We start from the raw sequence: 24,307 nt of genomic DNA on the forward strand, positions 1-24,307 counted from the left end.
CAAGCGGGGCGGCCACGCTGGCCCCGAGCAGGCGAGCAGACGCTCGCCTGTGGCACGGCCAGCCTGTTACAGGCTCATGTTCAACGACACGAATGCCGAACGGCCTGGGGCGGGCGAGAACATGGGCTGGTCGTTGCCGCCCCAGAAGAAGTTGTCGTACCAGACATATTCATATTCGCGGCCCAGCAAGTTCTTCACCTGCAGATCCACGCTGGTGGACGGGGTGATCCGGTAACTCACGCTGGCATCCACGACCACGAAGCCACCGTACTTGCCCTGCTCGTTGAGCTCATCGATGTAGTAGCTACCCTGTGCCCGCCCCTGCGCGCCGAACTTCCAGTCGTCATTGTAGCGGTACTCGACGCCCACATTGCTGATGTAGCGAGGGGTGGAAAACACTTCTTTTCCTGACAGCGACTGGCCGTTGGCAGCCAGGCCCTTGACCACTTTCGCCTCCTGAACCGCGTGGGACGCCCAGACCGTCCACTGTTCATCCAGCTGTGCGCTGATCTGCATGTCCACGCCACGGCGGCGGGTTTCGCCGAGCCCCACCGTGGTACCGGTGCTGGGCATGTTCGCGACTTCATCGGTCGCATCCTGCTGCCACAGCGCAAGCCGCGCCTGGGCACCCGGGAACGGCTGGAATTTCACCCCAACCTCCTTGCCCGTGTTGATGGACGGGTCGTACGAGGCTTGCCCGGGCAGCAGGTAAGCCGGTTCCGCGGACCCTGTGAGCACCTGGAAGGTGCGCCCCCAATTGGCGTAAACGTCGATTTCGGGGGTGAGGCTGTAGATCACGCTGAGTTTCGGTTGGCGGATCCAGCCATAGTCCTGCAGGGATGCCTTGGCGCCGCCGAGCACCTCGGTGTTGCCGGAGAATTTATCCACCCGCATGGCAGGGATGATCTTCAGCGCATCGGTAGGCTGAATGACCGCCTGCACGTACCCGCCAATATTGCGCAGGGTGTAAGCGTCGTCATTTTGCACGCGCGCCGGCGGCGCGTCGAAGTCGGTTGGCACACCGTAGTTGTAGCGCAGGCGACGGTACAGGTTGTCCTGCTCTTCGTAGTTGATGCCGCCATCGAGCGTCAGCAACTCGTTGGCGCGCCAGGTCAGGTTGCTGAGCATGCCGCGCTGCTGCTCGTCCCACTGGCGTCGCTGGCGAGGTGCGTTGCCAGGCCGGTAATCGGTGAAAGTGACAGTGCGGTCATCGTTGTAGCTGTTGTAGTACAGCTTGCTGCTCAAGCTAAGGTCATCGGCCAGCTGCCAGTCACTGTGCAAACTCACCTGCTTCATGTCGCGGTCGTCACCATCATTGCCGTTCTTGGCAGGTGACTGGGTGCGGCTGGCGTGCAGTTGGTCACGGGTGAGGAAGCCCGGCTCCTGGGCTTGGTGATGATAAAGCCGGGCAATCAGCCCGACACGGAAGGTCTGGTCATCGTTGTTGACAAACCATTTGCCGCCCAACGCATATTTGTTCGAGTTGCTGTGGTCGCGGTAGCCGTTGCTGTCCTGCTTGGCGAGCATGTAGTTCTGGGCGAAGTTGCCCTCCTCGTGGCCGACTGCCAACTGCACTTCACGGGTATCGAAGCTGCCGTAGGTCACCCGGCTATCGACATAGTTGCCGCCCTGGCGTGTGGCAAAGTTGATGTTGCCACCGATGTTGTGCAGCCCATAACGCGGGTCGTTGGTACCGCGTACCACCTCGATGTATTCGATGTCCAACGGGAAAATCATGTCGATGAAGCGCTGGTTGCCGCTGTTGACGTTGCTTGGCACACCATCGATCAACGTCTTGATGCCGTTGATGTAGCCCTCGCCGTTGAACGCACGGAAACTGACCTTGCCAGACTCTGCACCTTGGCCGGTTTCGGTCAACTGGATGCCTGGCATCTGCCCCAACAGCTGCCAGCTGTTCATCACGTTCTTGTCGCGCACCTGGTCGCTGCCAAGAACGTCGACCGAGGTCAGCACGTTTTCGGTGCTCAAGGCTACGCCGGCGGTCTGGGTGATGTTCACGTCACCGAGCGTGATGGTCGAGGTGCCGGTCTGTCCGGCGACAAGGTCAGGTGTGAACATTGCCGTAAAAATGGCAAACGATGCTTGGGGGAATCGCATGGAGAGTCCTGAGTCGGGCATGGGTTGTTGTATGGCAGACAAATGCGCGGCAAGGCCAAAGGCCAGTGCCGCGCTGTTTTATGTTATACCATAACCTTTTGCGCCACTAGCGTTTGCTGCCGCTGCCCGATTCCGCCTTGGCGCTGCGCCGCCTGCCCCAGCAGAACCGCCGGCTGCAAGCTGCTGGTGCCAGGCGGTTCTTGCCCATGTTAGGAAAGCTGACTTTTCGCCTGCCGAGCCTGAGCGTGCAGGCCTGCCAACACTTCCCCTGAGCGGGCCCCGGCTGTCTGCGCATTCTGCGCGTACAAACTGTTCCCCTGCGCATCAATGGCAACCACTGCCGGCCCCAGGCCGTTCACATTGATTCGTGAAAGCCGATAGTGCGTGACCATCTCCGGCCAGCCGACCTCGACAACCCGCTGAATCGCCCGGGACAGCAAGGTGCAGCCGCCACCCAGGAAGGACAGGTATACGCACCCAACCTTCCTCATTGCCTCGACGCTATGTTCATCCAGGCCACCTTTGCCGCCGACCACCCGAAGGCCGAAACCCTCGATCAAGGTTGGCATGTACGGGTTGAACCGGGTGCTGGTCGTGGGGTTGATGTAGAGCATCTCGAAATGCTCGCCCTCCCCTTGGCTGTAGCCCCCAAGATGAAAAAGCGCTTGGCCGCGCAACTCGACAGGGGGGGCCTCGCCGCTTTCCAGGCAGTGCATCAACCGCTGGTGCGTGGGCAGGCCGGCGGTGATCACCACGTCGCCGTCAACCACCACCAGGTCGCCGGCACGAAGGGAACGGATAGCGTGTTCGTCAAATGGCGCTTGAAGCCGCTTCATAGGGCGTTCCTCACTCGAAATAATCGACGCGACCGTCCGGGTGGATCCGGGCGGAACGACGTCGGTTGATCCAGCAGTTGAAGCACACGGCAACGGGCGTGAAACCATGGCCGGACGCGTAATCCACGTGCACGGCCATGGCCGTGCTATCGCCCCCGGTACCCATGGGGCCGAACCCCGTGGCATTGACGGCTTGGCGCAAGCGTTCTTCCATGTCCGCCAGCACTGGCTCGGGGTTGGATGTTCCGATCTGGCGCAGCATGGCTTGCTTGGCCAGTTTCGCGGCGTAGTCGAAGGTGCCGCCAATCCCGACACCGATCACCACCGGAGGGCAGTGCTGAGGGCCAGCCTTGAGGACCACTTCCATGACATACCGCTCGATGTCTTCGAGGCTTGGAAAGGTGAAGATTTCCAGTGCTGCCCAGCGCCCGGAGCCCAGGGCCTTGGGTGAACAGGTGATCTCGACGTAATCAGCGTCATCGATCAGTTCGAAGGTGGTGATGGGCATGTCCTTGCCCGCGTAGCCACGCTCAAGGGTCAGCGGGTTGGTCACATGGGCCAGCATGGGTGGCTGGATGGTGGCGACGAGGTCGCTGAAACCATCGGTGATGGCCTGCTTCACCGGCCCATCGAAATTGACCTTGGTGCCAACCTTGACGAAATACACCGGCACCCCGGAGTCGGAGCAGACAAAATGGTTTTCCTCTTCCGCCGCGCGTGCGCTGGCGATCATGATGTCCAGGGTCTGGCTTGCGGTCTGGTTGCGCTCCACGGCCTTCGCCTGGGCAAGCGCCCGCTTGGTGTCTTCAGGGATTTTCTTCAGCGAGCGCTCATAGAGTTCGGCAGTCACTTGGCGTAGCAAGTCCGACGAGATGGTACCCATTACAGGCTCCTCAGCATTTTTCTTGTAAGAAGCCAGGCAAGCCTGGCTTGAGGTGTTGCGTCAAACGCGTTCGAAGGCCAGCGCCAGGCCCTGGCCGACCCCAACGCACATCGTTGCCAGGCCGCGCCGGCCGCCCTGCTTTTCCAGGGCGTGAATGGCGGTCATCACCAGCCGTGCACCGCTCATGCCCAAGGGGTGACCGAGGGCGATGGCACCGCCATGCGGGTTAAGGTGCAGGGCGTCGTCGGCAATGTTCAATGCCCTGGCCACGGCCAGGCTCTGGCTGGCGAACGCCTCGTTGAGCTCAATGACATCGAAGTCGCCAATGTCCAGTTCAAGCCGGGCCAGCAGTTTCTGCACGGCTGGCACAGGCCCGATACCCATGACCCGTGGCGCCACCCCCGCGCTGGCCATGCCCAGCACCCGGGCACGTGGGGTGAGGCCATGGCGCTCGACCGCCGCTGCGCTGGCAAGGAACATGGCGGCTGCACCATCGTTCACACCCGACGCATTGCCTGCGGTCACGGTGTTGCCCGCACCGTTCACCGGTTTCAACGCCGAAAGTGCCTGCAGGGTGGTTTCCGGGCGCAGGTGCTCGTCCTGCTCGACGATCCGTTCGCCCTTGCGCTCACGCACGACCACAGGAACGATTTCTTCAGCGAAGAAACCACTGCGCTGCGCCTGCGCCGCGCGGGCCTGGCTACGGTTGGAAAAGGCATCCTGGTCTGCACGGGAAATACCGTATTGCGCGGCAACGTTGTCCGCGGTCTGCGGCATGCTGTCGACGCCATACTGCTCGGCCATGGCCGGGTTGACGAAGCGCCAGCCGATGGTGGTGTCCTCGATGCTCAGCGCACGGGAATACGCCGCTTCAGCCTTGCCCATTACAAACGGTGCCCTGGACATCGACTCGACGCCACCGGCAATGGCCAAGGCCATTTCGCCGCAGGCAATTGCCCGGTAGGCCGTACCAACTGCGTCCAGCCCCGAGGCGCACAGGCGGTTCAAGGTCACCCCCGGCACAGATGCCGGCAACCCGGCCAGCAGCGCGGCCATGCGCGCAACATTGCGGTTGTCCTCACCGGCCTGGTTGGCACAGCCCAGGAACACTTCCTCGATGGCCGTCAGGTCGACCCCAGGGTTGCGGGCGATCAACGCCTTGAGTGGAACAGCGGCCAGGTCATCCGCCCGCACGCCCGCCAGGGCGCCAGCAAAACGCCCGATTGGCGTACGGACGGCATCGCATATGAAAACATCACGCATGTACATCGTTCCTGTGCAGATTCTTAAGCGAATCAGTTGGCTTTGACGACGGGCTTGCCGGCTTCAGCCGGGGTGCCCAGCAGGATCATCGCGGCGCCAGTCAGCATCAGCACGCCATAGGCGGCCTGGGATGCGGCCATGCTGCCGGTCAGATCGATCAGTGCACCCACCAGCGCCGGCATGAACACGTTACCGACACCGGCCAGCGTGGTGACCAGGGCGATGCTGCCCGCTGCCGCCTTGCCGGTCAGCAGGCTGCCGGGCAAGGTCCAGAACGGACCGGTCGCCCCCAGAACCGATGCGGTGGCGACGATCAGCAGAATCACCGAGACAGTGGTGCTGGGTTGCAGAATGGCCAGGGTCAACCAGCCAAGCGCCGAAATGCTCAAGCAGATCGCCACATGCCAGCGGCGCTCCATGACCTTGTCCGAATGCTTGCCCACCAGGTACTGCGCGATCACACCCACCATGAACGGCAGTGCCGACAGCAGGCCGACATGGAACAGGTCGGTGATGCCCGTTTTGCGAATGATGGTCGGCACCCAGAATGCAGCCGCCACTGCGCCACTGAAAACCGCCAGTGCGGTGAACGCCAGCACATACACACGTTTGTCCTTGAACGCGCCCCAGAGGGAATGGTGTTCGTTGGCATTGCTGGTGTCATCTGCCGCCAACTCGTCGAGGATGACCTGGCGCTCCTGCTCGGACAGCCACTTGGCTTCCTTGGGCGAGTTGTCCAGCAACAGGTAGGTGGCGACGCCCATCACGCAGGCCGGCAGGCCGGCGACCAGGAACAGGATCTGCCAACCCTTCAGGCCGAACAAACCGTCCAGGTGCTGCATGATGCCGCCCGCCAGTGGCCCGCCGATCATGCCTGAAATAGGGATCGCAGCCATGAACATCGCCGTTACGCTGGCTCGGCGGTTACGCGGCACCCACAGCGTGAGGAACAGCAACACCCCCGGGAAGAAGCCCGCTTCGGCCACACCCAGCGCAAAGCGCAGGATGTAGAACATGGTTTCGCTTTGCATCATGGAGAACGCCGCACAGGCGATACCCCACATGATCATGATGCGCAGCACCGTCTTGCGAAAACCGATGCGCTGCAGCATCAGGTTGCTGGGGATCTCGAACAGGATATAGCCGACGAAGAAAATGCCGGCGCCGATGCCGTACACCATTTCGCCGAAACCAAGGTCAGTCATGAAGCCGAGCTTGGCGAAGCCGATGACGTTGCGGTCAATCAGTGCCAAGACGTAGCAGATCATGAGCAGTGGCAGGATCTTCCATTTCACACGAGCGAACGTCCGCTGGGCGAACTGTTCGTCGGTGTAAGCCTGGACGGCATCTGCACTTTCGCGCGCTGTGATCATTGTGGGTTGCCCTGTTGTTGTTATCGGTTTTGCCGTCACATGAGCGTGCCGCTCAGTGTACGGCTATCAGCCAAGCCCTGGGCGCTTGCTGTGGTCCCATGAGACCGCTGCACGACCTAAAAGTCAATAGGTCATTTTTATAGCCTATTGACTTTTAGGTCGTCCTCGCCGGTAATTGTGGTGGGCTGACGCGATGCCAGCCGATAGAAACGCCCCCACATAGGACAGGTAACAATGACAACAAACCTGAACCGGCAGCTGCTGACGCTGACCACACTTACCCTCGCCGTGTCGTCAGGCGTACAAGCCGCTTTTCTCGATGACAGCAAAACCTCGTTGGACTCCAGAACCTTCTATTTCCAGAACGATTACCGGGATGGCAGCGGCCAGAACCGCGTCGAAGAAAGTGCCCAGGGCCTGACCTTTCGCTTCCAGTCCGGCTACACCGAAGGCGACATTGGCCTGGGCCTGGATGCAGCACTGATGTACGGCTTCAAGCTCGACTCAGGTCCGCAGCGAAGCGGCTCTGGCCTGCTACCGCGTAACGCCGAAAGCCGCCCGGGTGGCCCCAGCTATGCCCGCGAGTCACAGGACGAATACAGCAAACTGGCCCTCACCGCGAAACTGAGGCTGTACCAGGACACGCAAGTGCTGGTCGGTACCATCAACCCGAGCCTGGGCGTGTTGCAGCCAAGCACCACCCGGCTGTTCCCCCAGGACTTCCGCGGCACCCAGGTCACCAACACCTCGATCAGCGGGCTGACCCTGCGCGCCGGCAGGCTCGACCGCGCCCGCCACCGGGACTCCACCGATTACCAGGGCATCGGTATCGCCTACGCCAACGGGCAATACCCACGCACCGACAACCGCGACTTCAAATACGCCGCAGCAGACTACGCGCTGGGCAAGGATGTGGTGCTCAGTTACAACCTCGGTGAGCTGGAAGACGTCTACCGCCAACACTTCGTCGGCATCAAAGGCAAGTTGCCGGCGGGGCCGGGGCGCCTGGTCAGCGACATCAGGCTGTTCGCTTCCCAGGAAGCCGGCGCTGGCGACGCCGGCACTATCGACAACCGGGTGTACAGCGGGCTGTTCGGCTATGAGTGGAACGGCCACACGCTGCAGGCCGGCTACCAGAAGGTCGATGGCAAAGGCGCATACCCGCAGCTGGAAAATACAGCCACCTACCTGCACACCGAAATGATGCTGACCAACTTCGCCAAGCAGAACCAGGCTTCATGGCTGGCGCGCTATGACTACAACTTCGCGGCTGCCGGCCTTCCCGGGCTGATGCTGACCGTGCGCTATGTGAAAAGTGACAACGCCCAGGTCGTCGGGGTGCAGCAGGATGGCCGCGAGCGGGAACTGGATACCGATATCGGCTACGTGGTGCAAAGCGGCACGTTCAAGGACCTCGCCGTGCGCTGGCGCCATGGCGTGCTGCGCAGCAATTACCAGCGCAACAGCGACCAGGACCGCCTGATCGTCGACTACAGCTTCAAGTTCTGATCCAGCTCATTCCACCCTCCCCCACGCCGGCCACGCTCTGGCGGGTGGGGTGCAGGGGTTTCCCCCCAACCGGAAGGTGTTCAATGAAACTGTCGAAATTAGTCGCCCCTCTGAGTGTCTTGTGCGCAATTGCGCTCGCCCCGGCCGCCTGGTCGCAGGGCAACATCGCCCACCGCACCATCCAGCATGCCGACGCCACCATCGCCTACTCGGTACAGGGCCAGGGGCCGCTGGTGATGATCCTGGCCTCCACTGGCCGCGGCAGCGCCGAATTCGCCCCATTGGCCGAGCAACTGGTGCGCCGCGGCTATCGCGTGGTCTTGCCCGAACCCAGGGGTGTGGCAGGCAGTAAAGGGCCGATGAAAAACGTGACGTTCCACGATTTCGGCGACGACTTCGCCAACGTGATCGCCGCCGAAGGCGGCCCGGCAATCGTTGCCGGGCATGCGTACGGCCAGTGGATCGCCAAGACCATCGCCAGCGACCACCCACAGGCTGTGCGCGGGATCGTGCTGCTTGCCGGTGGCGCACGCCAGTGGCCCAGCGAGCTGTCCGATGCCATCACCCGGATCAACGCCGAGCAAACCCCCGAGGATGAAAAACTCGCCGCGTTGCGCCTGGCCTTCTTCGCCGAAGGCAATGATCCGCGCCCCTGGCTGACCGGGTGGCACCCGCAGGTCACGCAAAGCCAGCGGGAGGCACGTGCCAATACCCCCAAAGAGAGCTACTGGGCAGGCGGCAGCGCCCCGATCCTGGACTTGCAGGCTGGCGCCGACCCCTTCCGGCCCGAGCGCTCGCGCATGGAAACCAAGGAGGAGTTCGGCGACCGGGTGACGATCAAGGTCATCCCACATGCGAGCCATGCGCTGCCGGCGGAGAAGCCTTTGGAAACCGCCGACGCCATTGCCGATTGGGCTGATGGCTTACCTCGGTAAGCGTGACGAAAAAAGGGAGATCATCACTGATCTCCCTTTGCGCCACCCCGCCTGATCAGCGCCCGACGAACACCGGGGCGCGCTTCTCCACCACCGCCCGGGTCGCTTCACGGGCATCCTCGGTCGCCATCAGCCGGGTGCTGTAGCCCTGCTCGACCTGGTAGCCGTCTTCGACCTGCATGAACTCGATCTCGTTGAGCGACGCCTTGCCCATGCGCAAGCCCAGCGGGCTCTTGCTCGCGATCAGCCGGGCCAGCTCCTGGGCCCGCGACATCAGGGCCTCAGGCGCCAGAACCTCCTCGACCAGGCCAATGCGCAGCGCCTCTGCGGCGTCGATCGGCAGCCCGGTGAAGAACATCTTGCGCAGGTTGCCCTGCCCGATCAAACGCCCAAGGTGCGCGCCGCCGCCACAGCGGCCGACGTTGATCTCCGGCATGCTGAACTTTGCCCGTTCGCTGGCGAGGCGAATATCGCAGACTGCCGCCAGCACCGTTCCGGCGCCCAACGCAGGGCCGTTTACCGCTGCGATCACCGGCACCGCGCACTGGCGTACCGCCGCGAAACATTGCCGCACGACTGCCGCACGCGCAGGGTCTTCATCGACGGTCGCGGCAAGGAACTCGTGCAGATCCAGGCCAGCACAGAAGGCCCGATCACCGGCAGCGGTGAAAATCACGCAGTTGACCGCCGGGTCGCTCCCCAGCCGGGTGAACAGTTCGCCGATAGCCTGGTAGTGGGCCAAGGTGATTGCGTTAACCGGTGCACGGTCCAGCGTGACGACCGCCACGCCCTCGTTGATCTCAAGCTTCAAATCTTGCATCACGCGCTTTCCTTACTGTCGAAACCGAAAAGATGGGCAGGGTTGTCCACCAGGATCTGACGAATGATCGCTTCGTCCCCTACCCAGTTCATGAACACGTCCAGCAACTGGCCCACGTCCGGCGATTGTTCGGCCATGCGCACAAAGGGCCAGTCAGACCCCCACAGCAGCCTGTCTGGCCGCTTGTTCACCAGGGCCTGGTGGAATGGCTGCAGCTCGGCGTATGCAGGTGCCTGCCGGGACACCCGGCAAAGCGACAGCTTGGCCCACACCTGGCCGCTGTCGAGCAGGGCCAGAAACTGCTGGAACGCCGCGCCTTCCACGCCGGCCGCCACATCGAATTGCCCCATGTGGTCGAACACGATCGGCATGTCGAGATGCCTGACCGTTTCGAAGACACGCGGGCAGTCCTGGGCCTTGGCCCAGATGTGCGCGTGCCAGCCCCGTTCGCGCATGCGTGGCGCCAATTGGCACAGGGTATCGACGCCTATGCTGCCGGCGTAACGCTTGCCGCTGCTGGGGTCGAGCATCTCGATAAAGCGCAGCCCGCGTACCCCCGCCTGATGCAAGGTGTCGAGGCTGGCGTCGCTGATGCTCGCATCGGCAACGGCGATGCCCCGTGCCCGGCCGGCCAGCTCACCCAGGGCATTGACCAGGGCGCGGGTATCGGTGCCATAAGGTGCCGGCTGCACCAGCACGCCCCGGTCCAGGCCGACGCTGTCCAGCATCTGGCGATAGACCGAGGGCGCTGCCAATGGAATCGCATACGTGGCCGGGCCGGTGGCAAAGGTATCGAGCGGGCCGAAGACGTGGCAGTGCACGTCACAGGCACCCGCCGGCACGCTTCGAGCGGTGTGCGCCGGCATGCGCGGTTCAATGGTGTCCATCAACGCTCCCCCATCGCAGGGTGTGCGCCAGCCTGGAAAACCGCCGGCGCCGGCTCTGTCAAACGCGGTAAGCCGCACTGGGCATCGGTTGCCACTTGCAGGGGCGCCTTGACCTCATCGGGCAACGGAATACGGTGCACGTTCAGGGTCATGGCAACCAGCGTGTAGTAGCCGATCACCGAAGACAATTCGACCACGCCCACCGTGCCCCAGCGCGCATGAATGCGCTCGTACACGTCTTCCTGAACGTCGCCATGCAGTTGCATCTGCCGGGCGAAGGTATAAATGTCCCAGGCCTCCGAGTCGTCGAACACCGGTGCCTCCCCTGCTGCAATGGCGTCGATGATCGTGCTCTGCAACCCGGCCTTGGCTGCGTCGTCGGCGTGAATATGCCATTCCAGCTGGCCATTCCAGCGCCGCGCAGTGACCAGGATCGCCAGTTCACTCAAGCGTTTGGGCAACACCGTGTCGTAACGCAGCACTTCGCCCAGGCGCTGCCAGCGGTCAGCCAGCACCGGGTTATGCATGGCGGCCCGCAAAGGGCCCACAAGGCGCCCGCGGGGGCCACGGACAACGGCTTCATACACTTCAGCCTGCGCCTCGGACATGGTGCGGGCATCAAACAGCGGAATTCTGGCCATGACTCACTCCTGCGAGGCGGCGGATGGAACAGGGATCGTGATGCCAAGCTCACGCAACACCTCAGCCGTGTGCTGGCCCAACAGCGGCGGTGCACGGTTGAAATCCAGGCTGGCATTGCGCATGCGAATCGGGCTTACCACTTGCGGTACCACGCCGGCCAGTGGGTGGGGCAGCTGGCGCAGCATTTCTCGGGCCTGGACCTGCTCGTCGGCGAACACCATGGGCACCGTGTTGATCGGCCCGCACGGCACCTTGGCTGCTTCCAGCGCGCTCAGCCATTCCTGCAGCGGGCGTTCGGCAAGCCGCTCGGCGATAAGGCGCAGCAAGGACGGCAGGTTGTCGACCCGGGCCTGGTTGGTGGCATACAGGGGATCGTCGGCCAGTGCTGGCGCTGCAATCACTTCGCAGAAACGCCGGAACTGACCGTCGTTGCCTACCGCCAGCACGATGTGGCCATCGGCGCACTTGAAAACGTCTTGTGGCTGGATGTTCGGGTGGCGATTGCCAGCGCGCTGCGGGGTCTTGCCCGATACCAGGTGGTTCATGGCCTGGTTCGCCAGCACCGCCGTCTGCACATCCAGCATGGCCAGGTCGATGTACTCGCCCTCACCGGTGCGCTCGCGGTGCGCCAGTGCAGCCAGCACCGCCACGGTGGCATACATGCCGGTCATGATGTCGACGATCGGGATACCGACCTTCTGTGGTCCACCGCCCGGCAGGTCGTCCCGCTCCCCGGTCACGCTCATCAAGCCGCCCATGGCCTGGATCATGAAATCGTAGGCGGCGTTGTCGCGCTTGGGTCCGGTTTGCCCGAACCCGGTAATGGAGCAGTAAATGATATCCGGCTTTACCGCCTTGAGATCGTCGTAACCCAGCCCGTAGCGGCTCAAGGTACCGACCTTGAAGTTCTCCAGGACTATATCCGACGCGGCCGCCAGCTCCCTGACCACCTGCTGCCCGGCCGGGTCCGCCAGGTCGACGGTGACCGAGCGTTTACCGCGGTTGACCGACAGGTAGTAGCCGGCTTCTTTCGTCGCGTTGCCTGCTTGGTCTTTGAGGAAGGGAGGCCCCCAGGTACGGGTGTCATCCCCGACCTCGGGGCGCTCGACTTTGATTACGTCAGCACCGAGGTCAGCCAGAACCTGTCCCGACCAGGGGCCTGCCATGATCCGGCTCAGATCGAGAACGCGGATATGTGAAAGTGGGCCTGCCATGTTATGGACTCCAGAGTTAGGTGGCGCTCGGCGCGTTGTCATCACGAATTGCGGTCGCGGCCACGGCGGGGCGCGACTGGAACTGCTGATACCAGTGCGCCAGGGCCGGGTGGCCAGGGCGCCAGGCAATGAATGACCAGCGAAAATCCAGCTGGCCAAGCGCACAACCGATGGCGATATGGCCTAGCCCGAAGGGTGCGGCTTCAAGCTCGGCAGCCTGGGCTTCCAGGGCGGCGAGCACGGCTTGGCATTTTGCGTTGAAGGCATTGAGAAAGGGGTCGTCGGCACAGTCGTGGGGCAAGCCACGGTCGATGTACCAGTTGCGCCACAGCAACAGCACATCGATGAATCCGTCGCCCAGCGCTTGCCAGGTCATGGCTTGCAGGTAGCGGGCACGGTCGACCGGGACCAGCCTGGTGCCATTGTGCAGGCCATCGAGAAAGTCACAGATGACACGCGAGTCGTAGAGCTTGCGGCCATCGGCCAGCACCAGCGTCGGAATCTTGTTCAAGGGGTTGTCGAGCATGACCTGCTCATTGAGCTGGTTCATGCCCACGACATTGCGCACGCAGGTGACGCGGTCGAGCAGACCCGTTTCGTGCAGTACGATCATCACCTTGCGTACGAACGGTGAGCGCGGCGACCAGTGCAGGGTCATCGCTTGGCTTGCCGGGTGGGGAGTAGAGACAAAGGTCACTTTTGATCCTATGTGCTAACTTTATGACCTTTTCAGTATAGACCTATCTGAAAAGCGCTTGCCATCCCCCGTGCAATGATTTTTTCTCAGGCGTGCGCAGGCGCGCTCAACCGGCTGGATTCGCGCGCCTCGAAGCGCTGCTGCCATTGGGCAAGCTGGGGGTGGCTGGCATGCCACGGCACGTCGGCGAAGCGAACCGCCAGGTAGCCCAGGGCGCAGCCGATCGCGATATGGCCAATACCGTAGGCAACCGTATCCAGTTGCGCCACCTCATGCTCCAGCAATTGCAGGGTCGATGAGAGCTTGAGTGCGCTGGCGTGCAGGAAGTCCTGCTGCTGTTGGGCCTCGGGCCGCTCACGTTCATGTCGCCATACAATCAGCGTGTCACACAAGCCATCGCCCAACGCCTGCCAGCGCAAGGCTTGCCAACGCCTGTCGGCCTGCTGCGGGTACAGCCCCGGGCCGTGCCCGAGGGTATCGAGGTATTCACAGATCACCACAGAATCGAACAACACCGAGCCGTTACCCAGCTCCAGTGTTGGAATGCGCATCAACGGGTTGATCGCCAGCAGCGCAGCATTGGGCACGTGCCGGGAGACCTTGGTGCGCACACAGCGCACCTGGCCTGCCAGCCGGCGTTCATGGATCACGCACATGACCTTGCGCACGAACGGCGACAGTGGCGACCAATGCAGCGTCATCCCGCCAGTCATACGCTGACCTTGACGTCGAGCCTGACCACGTCACCTCGGTATACCCCATCCCCGACGAACACCAACCGCCCCTGGTCATCGATGGCAGACCGGTAACAATAGGCAACCGGGGCATTGAGCGGGATCTCCAGCGCCTCTGCAGTCGCCAGGTCTGCCGTGCCAATGGTGATGGTCTGGTGCACTTCCTTCAGCGTCAGGCCGGGCAGGTCCTTGAGAATTCGCAAGGTCGTGTGGGTTTCAAGCAGTTTCGCCGGAATCTTGCGCACCAGCCGCGCATCGATGAATGCGTTGCCGATGTAATACGGTTTGCCTTCGCGCAGGTGGCGGCGCCGCCAGCACCGGTACTCCGGTGCCATTTCACCGATCTTGTGCTGCACATTGACAGGCTGGGCCTTGACGTCGAAAGACAGCACTTCTGTCGTGACCCCTTCCGGTGACAGCAACAGGCCCGACCAGTCGGTGGGCACTTCACACCACATCTGCTCTTGTGGCTGCTGGATGACGAAGGTGCCCTTGGCACGGAAGCGCCGTATCAGCTTGTCCTCTTCGAGGATGTCCAGCGCTTGACGCACCGTTGCGCGAGCCACGCTGCACTCCGCGGCAAGGTCATCCACCGTGGGTATCTGCCCGCCTACCGGCCACAGGCCTTGCTCGATCCTGCGGCGGAACAACGTGGCCAGCTGGATGTAGCGGGCTACGCCACTGCGGCTGAAATCAATGCCTGACTTGCTGGCCAATGCATCTAGGTCTTTCATCAATTCGTCTCGTCTGTGAGCCCCGTGGGGCATGCCTTGATCGCGCGGCGGCAGTATCGCATAAACCATAGGTTTGCATTATTAGCCTTTAAGGTCCATTGGCAGTTAATTCTATAGGTCATCCTATTGACCTTTAAAGCCTCGTGTAAGTACAGTGTTGGCATCATTCGCACTGTCACACGGGTATCAGGCATGAGCACCGCACTGAGCAAAACAGCCAGCATTGGCATCATAGGGGCAGGCACGATGGGTGCGGGCATCGTCGCCGTGGCCTTGCGAGCCGGGCATGCCGTGTACCTGCACGACACCCGCGAGCAAGCGCTGACCCAGGGCGCCGAGAGCGTCACCGCCTCGCTGGATCGATGGGTCAAGCGCGGGCACCTGACTGCCCGGCAACGGGACGAATGCCTGGCCCGGCTGACCCTGGCAGCCGAGTTGAGCGAACTCTCGGCGTGCGCACTGGTGGTGGAAGCCATCATCGAAAACCTGGAAATCAAGCAACAACTGTTCAGCGCACTTGAAGCAGTGGTCGGCGAGCACACCATCCTCGCCAGCAACACCTCCTCCATCTCGATCACGGCGATCGCGGCAACCCTGCAAAGGCCGCAGCGCATGGTCGGCATGCATTTCTTCAACCCGGCAACGGTGCTGCCGCTGGTCGAGGTGGTCAAAGGTGAAGCCACCTGCGCAACCGTGGTAGCCCAGGTCAGTGAACTGGCCACCCAGTGGGGCAAATGCCCAGTCGAGTGCAAGTCAACGCCAGGCTTCATCGTCAACCGCGTGGCCCGCCCGTTCTACGCCGAAGCCCTGCTGGGCCTGGAAGACCAGGTGGCGCCTGCTGCAGTGATCGATGCCGCGTTGCGCGATGCAGGCGGGTTTCGCATGGGGCCGCTGGAGCTGATGGACCTGATCGGCCACGACACCAATTTTGCGGTGACGCGAAGCATTTACGACGCCTTCTTCCAGGACCCTCGCTACCGCCCTTCGCTCACCCAGAAAGCACTGGTGGACGCAGGGTGGCTGGGCCGCAAGACCGGCCGCGGCTTCTACCGCTACGACCCGGGCTCGACGCCCGATGCCATCACCTATGAAGCCGCTTGCCCACAACCAAAGCTGGTCCAGCAATTTGGCGATTTTCCTGGGGCGCAAACCGTTCGGCACGTGGCCGAGGAACATGGCTGCCACATCGAAAGGCACAACGGCGACGGCTACCTGATGGTCGACGGCGTGCAGCTACGCCCTTGCCTCGGGCTGACTGCCCTCGCGCTGGCGACCGCCCAGGAACTCGACCAGGTCGTGCTGTTCGACGCCTCCACCCACCTTGAAGCAGCCTCCCTGGTCGTGCTCAGCGGCGCCGACACCTGCAGGCGCGCCTCCCTGGATAGCGTGGTTGGCTTTTTCCAGGCGCTGGGCAAGCAGGTGGTCATCATCGACGACGTGGCGGGCATGCTCGTGACACGCACGCTGTGCATGCTTGCCAACGAAGCCGCGCAGGCCGTCAGCCAAGGCATCGCCACCGCGCAGGCGGTCGACCTTGCCATGCTCAAGGGGGTCAACTACCCGGTGGGCCCGCTGGCCTGGGCCGACGCGTTCGGCAACCACAACGTGGTCACCGTGCTGGACAACCTGGCCCGCGCCTGCCCCGATGGCCGCTACCGCGCCAATGCGCTGCTGCGCCGCAAGGCACTGACCAATACGCCCTGGAACCACGCTGAATAGAGCCCGAACATGCCTTCGACAAACCCCGTTCACCAGCAGATTCACACAGATGGCTACGCCATCATCACCCTCGACCGGCCAGAGCGTCGCAACGCCCTGAACCTGGAAATCAAACAGCTGCTGGCCGAGGCCGTAGAGGCACTGGCAGGCGACCCGCGCGTGCATGCCCTGGTGATCACCGGTGCAGGTGGCTATTTCGTCGCCGGCACGGATATCGCCGAGATGCGCGACATGACCCCCACTGAACACACGGCCCTGCAAACCGGACGCCTGTTCGAAGTCGTCGACCGCTGCGAAAAGCCGGTGATCGCCGCGATCGAGGGCTACGCCCTGGGTGGCGGCTGCGAGTTGGCCCTGGCCTGCGACATCATCATTGCCTCGCGCACGGCGCGCCTCGGCCAGCCGGAAATCAACGTTGGCATCATGCCAGGGGCAGGCGGCACCCAGCGCCTGCTGCGCACCATCGGCAAGTACCGCACGGCGTTGCTCACCCTCACAGGTGAACCCCTCAGCGCTGAACAGGCCTTCAATGCCGGCATGCTTTCCGAAGTGTGTGACGAAGGCGCTGCACTGCAGCGCGCATGTGCCATCGCCGCGCGTATCGCCGCTCAGCCGCCCTTGGCCGTGCGGGCGATCAAGGCACTGTTGGCTACCGGTGAGGACGCCCCCCTGCATAGCATGTTGAAGCTTGAAAGAAGCGCCTTCGTGCAACTGTTCGACAGCGAAGACCAGAAAGAAGGCATGACTGCCTTCCTGGAAAAGCGCAAGCCAACGTATCGCGGGCACTGATGCCTGCTGCGGCAAGGCGAAACCCACCTGCAAGGACCATTGAACATGCCGACCATCGTCAATCTCGGGCCCATTCCCGACATGCTGGAGCGCCGCCTGCGGGCGCGCTTCGAGGTGTGCCCCATCGCGCAGGCCGAAGCGCCCGAGCAGATCGAAGTGGCCGTGACCACCAGCATGGTCGGTGCCAGCGCTCAGCAGATGGCCCAGTTGCCGCGTTTGCAACTGATTCTGTGCAACGGTGCCGGCCTGGACCGCATCGACCTGGCTGAAGCGGCAGCACGGCACATCGAGGTGTTCAATACCGCCGACGCGGTTACCACAGACACCGCTGATTACGCCGTGGCTTTGCTGTATGCAGCCAAGCGCAGGGTTACCCAGGCGGATCGCTTCGTCCGGGCCGGCCAGTGGGGCAAGGAAGCCTTCACACCCACCCGCCGCGTCAGCGGCAGCAAAGTCGGCATTGTGGGGTTGGGCAAGATAGGCACGCTGGTGGCCCAGCGCATGCAGGGGCTGGGGCTTGAGGTGGGCTACCACACGCCCAGGCCAAAGCCGGCAGCCGGGCTTGCCTATTTCGATCACATCGAGCAACTGGCGGCCTGGTGTGATGTGCTGGTGCTGTGCTGCCCTGCAACCCCCGCCACCGACCGGCTGGTCGGTAGCCAGGTACTGCAGGCGCTCGGCAGCGCTGGCACGCTGATCAATATCTCGCGCGGCTCCGTGGTCGCGGAAGATGACCTGATCCAGTCGTTGGGCCAAGGCGTCATCGCAGCCGCGGCGCTGGATGTGTTCGCCAGCGAACCGGCACTCGACAGCCGCCTCGCCACCCTGCCCAACGTCATTCTCTCCCCGCATGCGGCTGCCATTACCGTTGAAACCAGGGCCGAGATGGCAGCGCTGCTGTACCAGCGCGCTGCCGCTCACTTCCAGGCCGGGCTCACGGGTTGATGTAGCTGGTTTTCACCTGGGTGAAGAACTCGGCCGCATAACGGCCTTGCTCCCTGGGCCCGTAGCTGGAGCCTTTGCGCCCGCCAAAGGGCGCATGGGGGTCGACCCCTGCGGTCGGCGCGTTGACCATGACCATGCCGGCTTGCAGCCCGCGCTTGAACTGCGCAGCCTGCTTGAGGGAGGTCGTGCACACCCCGGCCGACAAGCCATAAGGCGTTGCATTGGCCACGGCCAACGCCTGCTCGGCATCCGCCACCCGGATCACCGCCGCCACCGGGCCGAAAATCTCTTCCTGGCAGATACGCATGGCCGGCGAAGCGCCAACGAACAACGCGGGCGTCAGGTAGAAGCCGGGCTTGCCCTCGACCTCTGCAATGGCCTGGCCGCCGTACACCAGCTCAGCGCCTTCGCGCTGGCCCAGCTGGATATAGTCGACGTCCTGGGCGAGTTGCGCGGCATCCACCACCGGGCCAATCCGGGTTGCCGGGTTGCGCGCATCGCCCACCTGCAAGCCTGGCAGCTTCGCCAGCATCGCCGCCACAAAGCGGTCATGGACCTTGTCGGTCACGATCAGCCGTGACGATGCCGTGCAGCGTTGCCCGGTCGCGTGATACGCGCCGTCGAGGGCGCAGGCCACGGCCACCTCGATATCGGCATCGTCCAGCACCACCAGTGGGTTCTTGCCGCCCATCTCCAGCTGGAAGCGCGCCATGCCACCTGGGCGGGCGACTGCTGCTTGCGCCACCTTGCGGCCAGTGCCCTCCGAACCGGTAAAGCTGATGGCCGCCAGCCTGGGGTCGTTCAGCAGCACATTACCGATCTCGCGGCTGCTGCCCATCACCAGGTTGAATGCGCCGGCCGGCAGGCGAGCGCGGCTGATGATTTCAGCGAGCACCCAGGCACAACCAGGTACCAGTTCAGCGGGTTTGAACACCACGGTATTACCGTAGGCCAAGGCTGGGGCAATCTTCCAGGCCGGAATCGCCAGCGGGAAATTCCACGGGGTGATCACCGTCACCACACCGATCGGTTCACGGGTAATCTCCACCGTCATGCCCGGGCGGGTGGAAGCCAGCAGCTCGCCTGGCAGGCGCAGGCACTCACCGGCAAAGAACTTGAAGATCTGCCCCGCCCGCAGCACCTCGCCGCGGGCATCGGGCAAGGCCTTGCCCTCCTCCCGTGCCAGCAAGTCTGCCAACTCGTCACGGCGGGCCAGAATTTCGCTGCCGATGCTGTCGAGTGCATCGCTGCGCTGTTGCGGCCCCCATGCTGCCCACTCCGCCAGCGCCTCGCTGGCGGCGGCGAACGCTGCTTGCGCCTGGGCTTCGCTGGCGCGTGCGAAGTGCCCAATGATATCTCGGGTATCAGAGGGGTTGATGTTGGTCGAGACCGCTTGGCCCTCGACCCATTTTCCATCGATGAAATTGCAATACATCGCTTTGGGCTACTCCCACATCCTAAAGACCGGCAGCGCTCACCCCGCGCGGCGCTGCCACTGGCACATCAGCCCCGTTCGCGGGCGCGCGCGAGGTTGTCCTTCAGTAACGACGGCACACGCTCGTCGAACCCCAGGGCCACACGGCGAACTTCCGGGCTGTCGGTGGGTTGATGGCCGACACCCAGCGCACTGGCGCGCGGTGCGTCGATGGCAATGACCTGCCCACGAATGCGGCCGATGCCGGTCACCTCGCACTCCACCACGTCGCCCGCGCCGATACTGCGCGAGTGGCACGGCGTGCCCATGAGAATGACGTCGCCCGCCTCCAGGGTGATATGCCGCGCCAGGTCGGCGATCACGTAATGCGGGCCCCAGATGGTTTCATCGCCGATGTGGGCCTGCTGGACCACCTGGCCGTTGACGTAGGTGCGCAGCGTCTGCTCGAACAGGTTCACCCCGCGCACGATGCCAGGGCCGATCGGCAGCAGCGTGTCGGCGCCTTTGACGCGCAGCATGCTGCCCTGGTCGGTGTCGCGGAAATCCTGCAGGCCCATGTCCAGCGCCGGGCAAAAACCTTCGATGTAGGCCCAGGCTTCATCGGGGGTGACGTTACGGCAGTTGCGCCCGATCACAACGGCGTACTCGCCCTCGTAGTTCAGGTACTGACAGTCTGCGGGTTTGTGGATCTGCCCTTCATGCCCATTGAGCGACGTGCGCGGCTTGACGAAATACGTCGGGGTCTCGGTGGGCTTGGCCTTGTTGCGTGTTTCGAAACTCCGCGAGCTGTAGCTGATGTGCACAGCGATGATCTTGCCGGGGTTGACCGGCGGCAGGTAGGCCTGGCCTTCGGCAGCGATCACCCGACCATCGTCCAGGCGCAATTGCCCGGCCGCGTCACCTTCCTCGATCAGCGTGCCCCAGCACGCGGTGCCGCCCAACAACACCCGGCGTCGCTCGACACGGGGGCCACGCATGACTTCAGGCAAGGCCTGGATTGGAAACTCGAAATCCATTTTTTCTAACCTCTTGAAATGTTCAGCGCTTGCCAGTGCGCACGAAAGCGACAACCACCAACCCGGCCATCAGCACGAAGCCGGCAATGATGTACATGGCGCTGGCGGTAGTACCGGTATTGGTCTTGACCCAGCCCACCAGGTACGGGCTGAAGAACCCTGCCAGGTTGCCGATGGAGTTGATCAGGGCGATCCCGGCAGCGGCAGCCACGCCGCCCAGCATGCCCGTGGGCATGGACCAGAAGATCGGCGCCATGCTCTGCAGGCCCATGCTGGCCAGGGTCAGGGCGAACATCGCGGCCATGGTGTTGTGCTGGAACACCACGGCCAGGGCCAAGCCCAATGCCCCGGTGCTGGCAGCCGCGCAATAGTGCCAACGGCGCTCGCCGGTACGGTCGCTGTGGCGGCCGACCAGAATCATCGCAACCACGCCGAAGGCGTAAGGGATTGCCGACAACAGGCTGATGTGGGTGGTGCTTTCAACGCCGGTTGCCTTGATGATCGAAGGCAGCCAGAACCCAAACCCGTACTGCCCCATGGAGCTCCCGAAATAGACCAGCGCGAACATCCACACCAACGGGTGGCGTAGCACTGCCCCCAGTGACAGCTCGGTTTTCACCTTGCTTTCGCTGTCGATGCGCGCCTGCAGCAAGGTCTTCTGTTCGTCGGTCAACCACTTGGCGCTGCTGATACGATCGTCCAGGTAGAACAGCACCGCTACCCCCACGATCAGCGACGGTATCGATTCCACCACGAACAGCCACTGCCAGCCGGCCATGCCGTAGCTGCCATCGAGCGAATCCATGATCCAGCCCGAGAACAGCCCGCCAAGCAAACCCGCCAGCGGTATCGCCGACATGAACAGCGCCATGATCCGGCTGCGGCGGTTAACCGGGTACCAGTAGGTGAGGTAAAGCACGATGCCGGGGAAGAACCCTGCTTCCGCGGCGCCCAACAAAAAGCGCAGTATGTAGAACGTGGTCTGATCATGGACCAACGCCATCGCACCGGTGAGCAACGCCCAGCTGATCATGATGCGCGCGATCCAGCGGCGGGCGCCCACGCGGTGCATGATCAGGTTGCTCGGCAGCTCGAACAGGAAGTAGGCGAGAAAGAACACGCCTGCACCCAGGCCGTACACTGCCTCGCTGAACTGCAGGTCGTCCATCATCTGCAGCTTGGCGAAACTGACATTGATCCGGTCAAGGAACGCGATGACCAGGCACAGGCACAAGAAAGGAATCAGCCGCCGCGTCACCTGGGAATAGGTGGCTTCTTCAATGTCCAGCGCGGCCAGCGGTAGCGGGCCGGTAACGGCATTACCGTTCATGGGTTTGCCTCATCTTATTATTGTAGGGGTGGTTGGAAATCGGTCAGACGTCGAACCAGACGTGGATGTTGCCGGTACCGCGGGCGTTCTCGTATTCCGACAGCGCAGTACCCCTGCCCTGGAACTTGTCGCCGCCCAATGCACCCAGCATCTGCAGGTAATGGGCACCGAACGCTTCCCACGGCTGGCGCCGGTAGTCTTCATCCCAGCGCGCCAGAATCTGGTCATGGCGCCCTTCGGCCATCAAGGCGATAGCGCCTTTGTCACTCTCCATGGCCGCCGCGGAAGACACGTTGCTTTCATGGAAAATGCGCGGGTTGTTGGGCTTCCAGTCGATGCCGTTGAACTTGTGGCTCAGCGCCCCTGATGCCAGCAGCACCACGCGCAGGTCACTGCGCCGGATGGCCTCGCCGACCGCCTCGCCCGACTGCAGGAACTGCGGCCATTCGCAGTTCTGACAGGAGCTGACGGTGACCACGGGAATGTCCAGGGTTTCCAGGCGCAGCAGCTTGATGACGTTGATCGTCGCGTACTGGCGCTCCAGGTCTGGGTGGGCGATTGCCCGGTTGTACCCCCCCTGCTCGCGGGACACCTGCTCGATGGCTTGCGCCAGCGCCGGGTAACCACGGTAGGCATAGGGCACCCCATGCAGGTACCACGGCATTTCATCTGAGGTGTAGCGCCCTTCATAACGCGCACTGGCATCGACCAGGTGATAACCGGTGGTGAACCAGTGGCTGTCGAAGATCACCACCACATCGGGTTTGAGCGCCTGGATTTTTTCGCGTACACGCGCAAACCCGGCAATCAGGTCAGAGTCCTCCCCGGCGCCCATGGCGCGGCGGAACTCTTCACACTGCATCAGGCCTGGGTGGTGCGACACAATCGCCGCGCCGACTATTTGTCCCATTTTTCGTTTTCCTTGTTATCGCTGGCTGAAACTGGCGCGGAACGGCTTTTGCGGCACGACCACGTCTTTCACGTCGCAGAAGAACTCGAAGCTCCAGTCGCCCCCCTCGCGGCCGATGCCGCTGCGCTTGATGCCGCCAAACGGTGCGGCAAGGTCGCGGATACCGAAGCTGTTGACCCAGATGAAGCCGGTGCGCACCTGCTGCGCGACGGCCGTGGCGTGTACGGTTTCGCCATAGCACACCCCGCCGAGGCCGAAGTCCGTGCCGTTGGCCATGGCCACGGCTTGCGCGTCGCTGCTGAAGGTCTGCAGGGTCAGGACAGGGCCGAACACCTCGTTCTGGACGATCTCGTCGGCCTGCTCGACGTTGCCGATCAGGGTCGGCTGCAGGTACTGGGCACCGTAGCTGTGCTTGTCACCGCCCCAGAGCACCTGTGCCCCGCTACTGACCGCACGCTCGATAAAGCCCTGGATACGTTCGACCTGGCGCGGGTGAATGACCGGCCCCACCTCGGTCGCCGGATCCCGAGGGTCGCCCACCACCAGGTTTTCCACGTAACTACGCATGGCGGCGACGAAACGCTCGGCAACACGCTCATGCACCAGCAGCCGGGTGCCCGCCAGGCAGACCTGCCCGGCATTGCGATACATCAGCGCTGCGGTGGCAGCAGCGTTATCCAGGTCGGCATCCTCGAGCACGATGAATGCGCTTTTGCCACCCAGTTCCAGGCTGCAGGGCACCAGGTTGGCAGCGGCAGCACCGGCAATGACCTTGGCAGTGGGCACGCTGCCGGTGAACGAGATGCGCGCGATCCGCGGGTCGCTGACCAGCTTGGACCCGGTTTTCGCCCCGGTCCCTTGCACGATATTGAGCACCCCGGCCGGCAAACCGGCGGCGTGGGCGGCGTCAGCCAGCAACGAGCTGGTCAGGGGTGCCCACTCCGGCGGCTTGACGATGCAGGTGTTACCGGCTGCCAGCGCCGGCCCCAGCTTCCAGGTGGCCAGCATCAACGGCGAGTTCCACGGCGTGATGATCACGGCCACGCCGGCGGGGTCATGGCGGATGTGGTGGGTCGCCTGCTCGGTCTCCAGGCAGCGATCCTGCAGGGTGAGCGCGTGCTCGGCAAACCAGCTGATGTTCAGTTTGGCGCGGTTGATCACACCATGGCGCATGCGCGACAGCAGCACGCCGGCGTCGGTGCTTTCCAGCAGGCAAAAGGCGTCGGCGCGCTTGCCGATCTCTTCCGAAAAGCGGTCGAGGTACACCTTGCGCTGCGCCGCGCTGAGTGCACTCCACGAGGTGAAGGCACGCTCGGCGGCCACGATCGCGGCCTCCACATGCTCCGCCTCGCCCTCGGCGATATGGCCCAGCACCTGCTGGTCGATGGGGCTGAAAAGCTCGAAGGTGGTCGCCGAGGCGATCCGCTGGCCGTCGATATAGTGGTCGGGGGAAACCTGTACACCGGCCACGTCAATAAGGGCAGATGGCATCGATAACTCCATTTTGTCGTTGTTGAA

The 24,307-nt window shown here is 63.2% G+C and carries 22 protein-coding genes; 5 read left to right on the forward strand and 17 right to left on the reverse strand.

The window, feature by feature from the left end:
• Positions 1–66 precede the first annotated feature (66 nt).
• The 5 genes from APH30_RS02005 to APH30_RS02025 form a co-directional block, all read right to left on the reverse strand.
• A complete protein-coding gene (locus tag APH30_RS02005) occupies positions 67–2,118 on the reverse strand; it encodes a TonB-dependent receptor (protein ID WP_054906189.1) in 2,052 nt (683 codons plus the stop codon).
• A 209-nt stretch (positions 2,119–2,327) separates the two neighbouring features.
• Positions 2,328–2,954, reverse strand: coding sequence for a fumarate hydratase C-terminal domain-containing protein (locus APH30_RS02010; protein ID WP_054911564.1), 627 nt, complete (start codon positions 2,952–2,954; stop codon positions 2,328–2,330).
• A 10-nt stretch (positions 2,955–2,964) separates the two neighbouring features.
• Positions 2,965–3,837, reverse strand: a complete 873-nt coding sequence (locus APH30_RS02015; RefSeq protein WP_054911565.1) for a fumarate hydratase — start codon at positions 3,835–3,837, stop codon at positions 2,965–2,967.
• Positions 3,838–3,897: 60 nt separating this feature from the next.
• Positions 3,898–5,100, reverse strand: a complete 1,203-nt coding sequence (gene pcaF / locus APH30_RS02020; RefSeq protein WP_054911566.1) for a 3-oxoadipyl-CoA thiolase — start codon at positions 5,098–5,100, stop codon at positions 3,898–3,900.
• Between the two features lie 32 nt (positions 5,101–5,132).
• Entirely contained in the window at positions 5,133–6,473 is a 1,341-nt protein-coding gene (locus APH30_RS02025; RefSeq protein WP_054911567.1) for an MFS transporter, read from the reverse strand.
• Between the two features lie 234 nt (positions 6,474–6,707).
• On the opposite strand from APH30_RS02025, the gene APH30_RS02030 reads away from it, so the two are divergent.
• Positions 6,708–7,982, forward strand: a complete 1,275-nt coding sequence (locus tag APH30_RS02030; RefSeq protein ID WP_054911568.1) for an OprD family outer membrane porin — start codon at positions 6,708–6,710, stop codon at positions 7,980–7,982.
• Between the two features lie 83 nt (positions 7,983–8,065).
• Positions 8,066–8,917 (forward strand): alpha/beta fold hydrolase, encoded by an 852-nt coding sequence (locus APH30_RS02035; RefSeq protein WP_054911569.1) that lies wholly within the window; start codon positions 8,066–8,068, stop codon positions 8,915–8,917.
• Between the two features lie 55 nt (positions 8,918–8,972).
• Here APH30_RS02035 and APH30_RS02040 read toward each other — a convergent pair whose 3' ends face one another.
• From APH30_RS02040 to APH30_RS02070, 7 genes are all read right to left on the reverse strand, one after another.
• Positions 8,973–9,737, reverse strand: coding sequence for an enoyl-CoA hydratase-related protein (locus APH30_RS02040; protein ID WP_054911570.1), 765 nt, complete (start codon positions 9,735–9,737; stop codon positions 8,973–8,975).
• Positions 9,737–10,624 carry an amidohydrolase gene (locus APH30_RS02045; protein WP_054911571.1) on the reverse strand — a complete coding sequence of 296 codons (888 nt, stop codon included), beginning with the start codon at positions 10,622–10,624 and terminating at the stop codon, positions 9,737–9,739. The genes APH30_RS02040 and APH30_RS02045 overlap by 1 nt, the downstream gene beginning before the upstream one ends.
• Positions 10,624–11,265: a carboxymuconolactone decarboxylase family protein gene (locus APH30_RS02050; protein ID WP_054911572.1), complete on the reverse strand. Its 642-nt coding sequence runs from the start codon at positions 11,263–11,265 to the stop codon at positions 10,624–10,626. The genes APH30_RS02045 and APH30_RS02050 overlap by 1 nt, the downstream gene beginning before the upstream one ends.
• Before the next feature lie 3 nt (positions 11,266–11,268).
• Positions 11,269–12,480, reverse strand: a complete 1,212-nt coding sequence (locus APH30_RS02055; RefSeq protein WP_054911573.1) for a CaiB/BaiF CoA-transferase family protein — start codon at positions 12,478–12,480, stop codon at positions 11,269–11,271.
• A 16-nt stretch (positions 12,481–12,496) separates the two neighbouring features.
• Entirely contained in the window at positions 12,497–13,177 is a 681-nt protein-coding gene (locus tag APH30_RS02060; RefSeq protein WP_218186800.1) for a glutathione S-transferase family protein, read from the reverse strand.
• 86 nt (positions 13,178–13,263) lie between these two features.
• Positions 13,264–13,890, reverse strand: a complete 627-nt coding sequence (locus tag APH30_RS02065) for a glutathione S-transferase family protein (RefSeq protein WP_082416099.1) — start codon at positions 13,888–13,890, stop codon at positions 13,264–13,266.
• Positions 13,887–14,645 carry a GntR family transcriptional regulator gene (locus tag APH30_RS02070; protein ID WP_082416100.1) on the reverse strand — a complete coding sequence of 253 codons (759 nt, stop codon included), beginning with the start codon at positions 14,643–14,645 and terminating at the stop codon, positions 13,887–13,889. Before APH30_RS02070 ends, APH30_RS02065 begins: the two co-directional genes overlap by 4 nt.
• A 192-nt stretch (positions 14,646–14,837) precedes the next feature.
• Here APH30_RS02070 and APH30_RS02075 point away from each other — a divergent pair, with 192 nt between their 5' ends.
• Genes APH30_RS02075 through APH30_RS02085 form a run of 3 tightly spaced genes read left to right on the forward strand, consistent with a single transcriptional unit; the run spans position 14,838 to position 18,098 of the window.
• The gene (locus APH30_RS02075; protein ID WP_054911576.1) at positions 14,838–16,364 is read left to right on the forward strand and encodes a 3-hydroxyacyl-CoA dehydrogenase; all 1,527 of its coding nucleotides are present in this window, start codon (positions 14,838–14,840) and stop codon (positions 16,362–16,364) included.
• A 9-nt stretch (positions 16,365–16,373) separates the two neighbouring features.
• Positions 16,374–17,153, forward strand: a complete 780-nt coding sequence (locus APH30_RS02080; RefSeq protein ID WP_054911577.1) for an enoyl-CoA hydratase-related protein — start codon at positions 16,374–16,376, stop codon at positions 17,151–17,153.
• 45 nt (positions 17,154–17,198) lie between these two features.
• Positions 17,199–18,098 carry a 2-hydroxyacid dehydrogenase gene (locus APH30_RS02085; protein ID WP_054911578.1) on the forward strand — a complete coding sequence of 300 codons (900 nt, stop codon included), beginning with the start codon at positions 17,199–17,201 and terminating at the stop codon, positions 18,096–18,098.
• Here APH30_RS02085 and APH30_RS02090 read toward each other — a convergent pair.
• The 5 genes from APH30_RS02090 to APH30_RS02110 all read right to left on the reverse strand — a co-directional run bounded on the left by APH30_RS02090 (position 18,088) and on the right by APH30_RS02110 (position 24,280).
• A complete protein-coding gene (locus APH30_RS02090) occupies positions 18,088–19,533 on the reverse strand; it encodes an aldehyde dehydrogenase family protein (RefSeq protein WP_054911579.1) in 1,446 nt (481 codons plus the stop codon). The two genes, APH30_RS02085 and APH30_RS02090, sit on opposite strands and share 11 nt — an antisense overlap.
• Before the next feature lie 68 nt (positions 19,534–19,601).
• Positions 19,602–20,549: a fumarylacetoacetate hydrolase family protein gene (locus tag APH30_RS02095; protein ID WP_054911580.1), complete on the reverse strand. Its 948-nt coding sequence runs from the start codon at positions 20,547–20,549 to the stop codon at positions 19,602–19,604.
• A gap of 22 nt (positions 20,550–20,571) precedes the next feature.
• Positions 20,572–21,879, reverse strand: a complete 1,308-nt coding sequence (locus APH30_RS02100) for an MFS transporter (RefSeq protein WP_054911581.1) — start codon at positions 21,877–21,879, stop codon at positions 20,572–20,574.
• A 43-nt stretch (positions 21,880–21,922) separates the two neighbouring features.
• The gene (locus APH30_RS02105; RefSeq protein ID WP_054911582.1) at positions 21,923–22,789 is read right to left on the reverse strand and encodes an extradiol ring-cleavage dioxygenase; all 867 of its coding nucleotides are present in this window, start codon (positions 22,787–22,789) and stop codon (positions 21,923–21,925) included.
• Between the two features lie 15 nt (positions 22,790–22,804).
• Positions 22,805–24,280: an aldehyde dehydrogenase family protein gene (locus tag APH30_RS02110; protein WP_054911601.1), complete on the reverse strand. Its 1,476-nt coding sequence runs from the start codon at positions 24,278–24,280 to the stop codon at positions 22,805–22,807.
• Between the last annotated feature and the right edge of the window lie 27 nt (positions 24,281–24,307).

The sequence above is a fragment of the Pseudomonas sp. NBRC 111127 genome (genome assembly GCF_001320345.1).
GTDB lineage: Bacteria > Pseudomonadota > Gammaproteobacteria > Pseudomonadales > Pseudomonadaceae > Aquipseudomonas > Aquipseudomonas juntendi.

Excerpts from the sequence above, each read along its gene's own strand:
- APH30_RS02040 (WP_054911570.1), bottom strand. The coding sequence starts at position 9,737 with ATGCAAGATTTGAAGCTTGAGATCAACGAGGGCGTGGCGGTCGTCACG.
- APH30_RS02095 (WP_054911580.1), bottom strand. The coding sequence starts at position 20,549 with ATGGATTTCGAGTTTCCAATCCAGGCCTTGCCTGAAGTCATGCGTGGC.
- APH30_RS02080 (WP_054911577.1), top strand. The coding sequence starts at position 16,374 with ATGCCTTCGACAAACCCCGTTCACCAGCAGATTCACACAGATGGCTAC.
- APH30_RS02005 (WP_054906189.1), bottom strand. The coding sequence starts at position 2,118 with ATGCGATTCCCCCAAGCATCGTTTGCCATTTTTACGGCAATGTTCACA.
- APH30_RS02045 (WP_054911571.1), bottom strand. The coding sequence starts at position 10,624 with ATGGACACCATTGAACCGCGCATGCCGGCGCACACCGCTCGAAGCGTG.
- APH30_RS02010 (WP_054911564.1), bottom strand. The coding sequence starts at position 2,954 with ATGAAGCGGCTTCAAGCGCCATTTGACGAACACGCTATCCGTTCCCTT.
- APH30_RS02105 (WP_054911582.1), bottom strand. The coding sequence starts at position 22,789 with ATGGGACAAATAGTCGGCGCGGCGATTGTGTCGCACCACCCAGGCCTG.
- APH30_RS02030 (WP_054911568.1), top strand. The coding sequence starts at position 6,708 with ATGACAACAAACCTGAACCGGCAGCTGCTGACGCTGACCACACTTACC.
- APH30_RS02110 (WP_054911601.1), bottom strand. The coding sequence starts at position 24,280 with ATGCCATCTGCCCTTATTGACGTGGCCGGTGTACAGGTTTCCCCCGAC.
- APH30_RS02055 (WP_054911573.1), bottom strand. The coding sequence starts at position 12,480 with ATGGCAGGCCCACTTTCACATATCCGCGTTCTCGATCTGAGCCGGATC.
- APH30_RS02085 (WP_054911578.1), top strand. The coding sequence starts at position 17,199 with ATGCCGACCATCGTCAATCTCGGGCCCATTCCCGACATGCTGGAGCGC.
- APH30_RS02100 (WP_054911581.1), bottom strand. The coding sequence starts at position 21,879 with ATGAACGGTAATGCCGTTACCGGCCCGCTACCGCTGGCCGCGCTGGAC.
- APH30_RS02015 (WP_054911565.1), bottom strand. The coding sequence starts at position 3,837 with ATGGGTACCATCTCGTCGGACTTGCTACGCCAAGTGACTGCCGAACTC.
- pcaF (WP_054911566.1), bottom strand. The coding sequence starts at position 5,100 with ATGCGTGATGTTTTCATATGCGATGCCGTCCGTACGCCAATCGGGCGT.
- APH30_RS02050 (WP_054911572.1), bottom strand. The coding sequence starts at position 11,265 with ATGGCCAGAATTCCGCTGTTTGATGCCCGCACCATGTCCGAGGCGCAG.
- APH30_RS02035 (WP_054911569.1), top strand. The coding sequence starts at position 8,066 with ATGAAACTGTCGAAATTAGTCGCCCCTCTGAGTGTCTTGTGCGCAATT.
- APH30_RS02065 (WP_082416099.1), bottom strand. The coding sequence starts at position 13,890 with ATGACTGGCGGGATGACGCTGCATTGGTCGCCACTGTCGCCGTTCGTG.
- APH30_RS02025 (WP_054911567.1), bottom strand. The coding sequence starts at position 6,473 with ATGATCACAGCGCGCGAAAGTGCAGATGCCGTCCAGGCTTACACCGAC.
- APH30_RS02090 (WP_054911579.1), bottom strand. The coding sequence starts at position 19,533 with ATGTATTGCAATTTCATCGATGGAAAATGGGTCGAGGGCCAAGCGGTC.
- APH30_RS02070 (WP_082416100.1), bottom strand. The coding sequence starts at position 14,645 with ATGAAAGACCTAGATGCATTGGCCAGCAAGTCAGGCATTGATTTCAGC.
- APH30_RS02075 (WP_054911576.1), top strand. The coding sequence starts at position 14,838 with ATGAGCACCGCACTGAGCAAAACAGCCAGCATTGGCATCATAGGGGCA.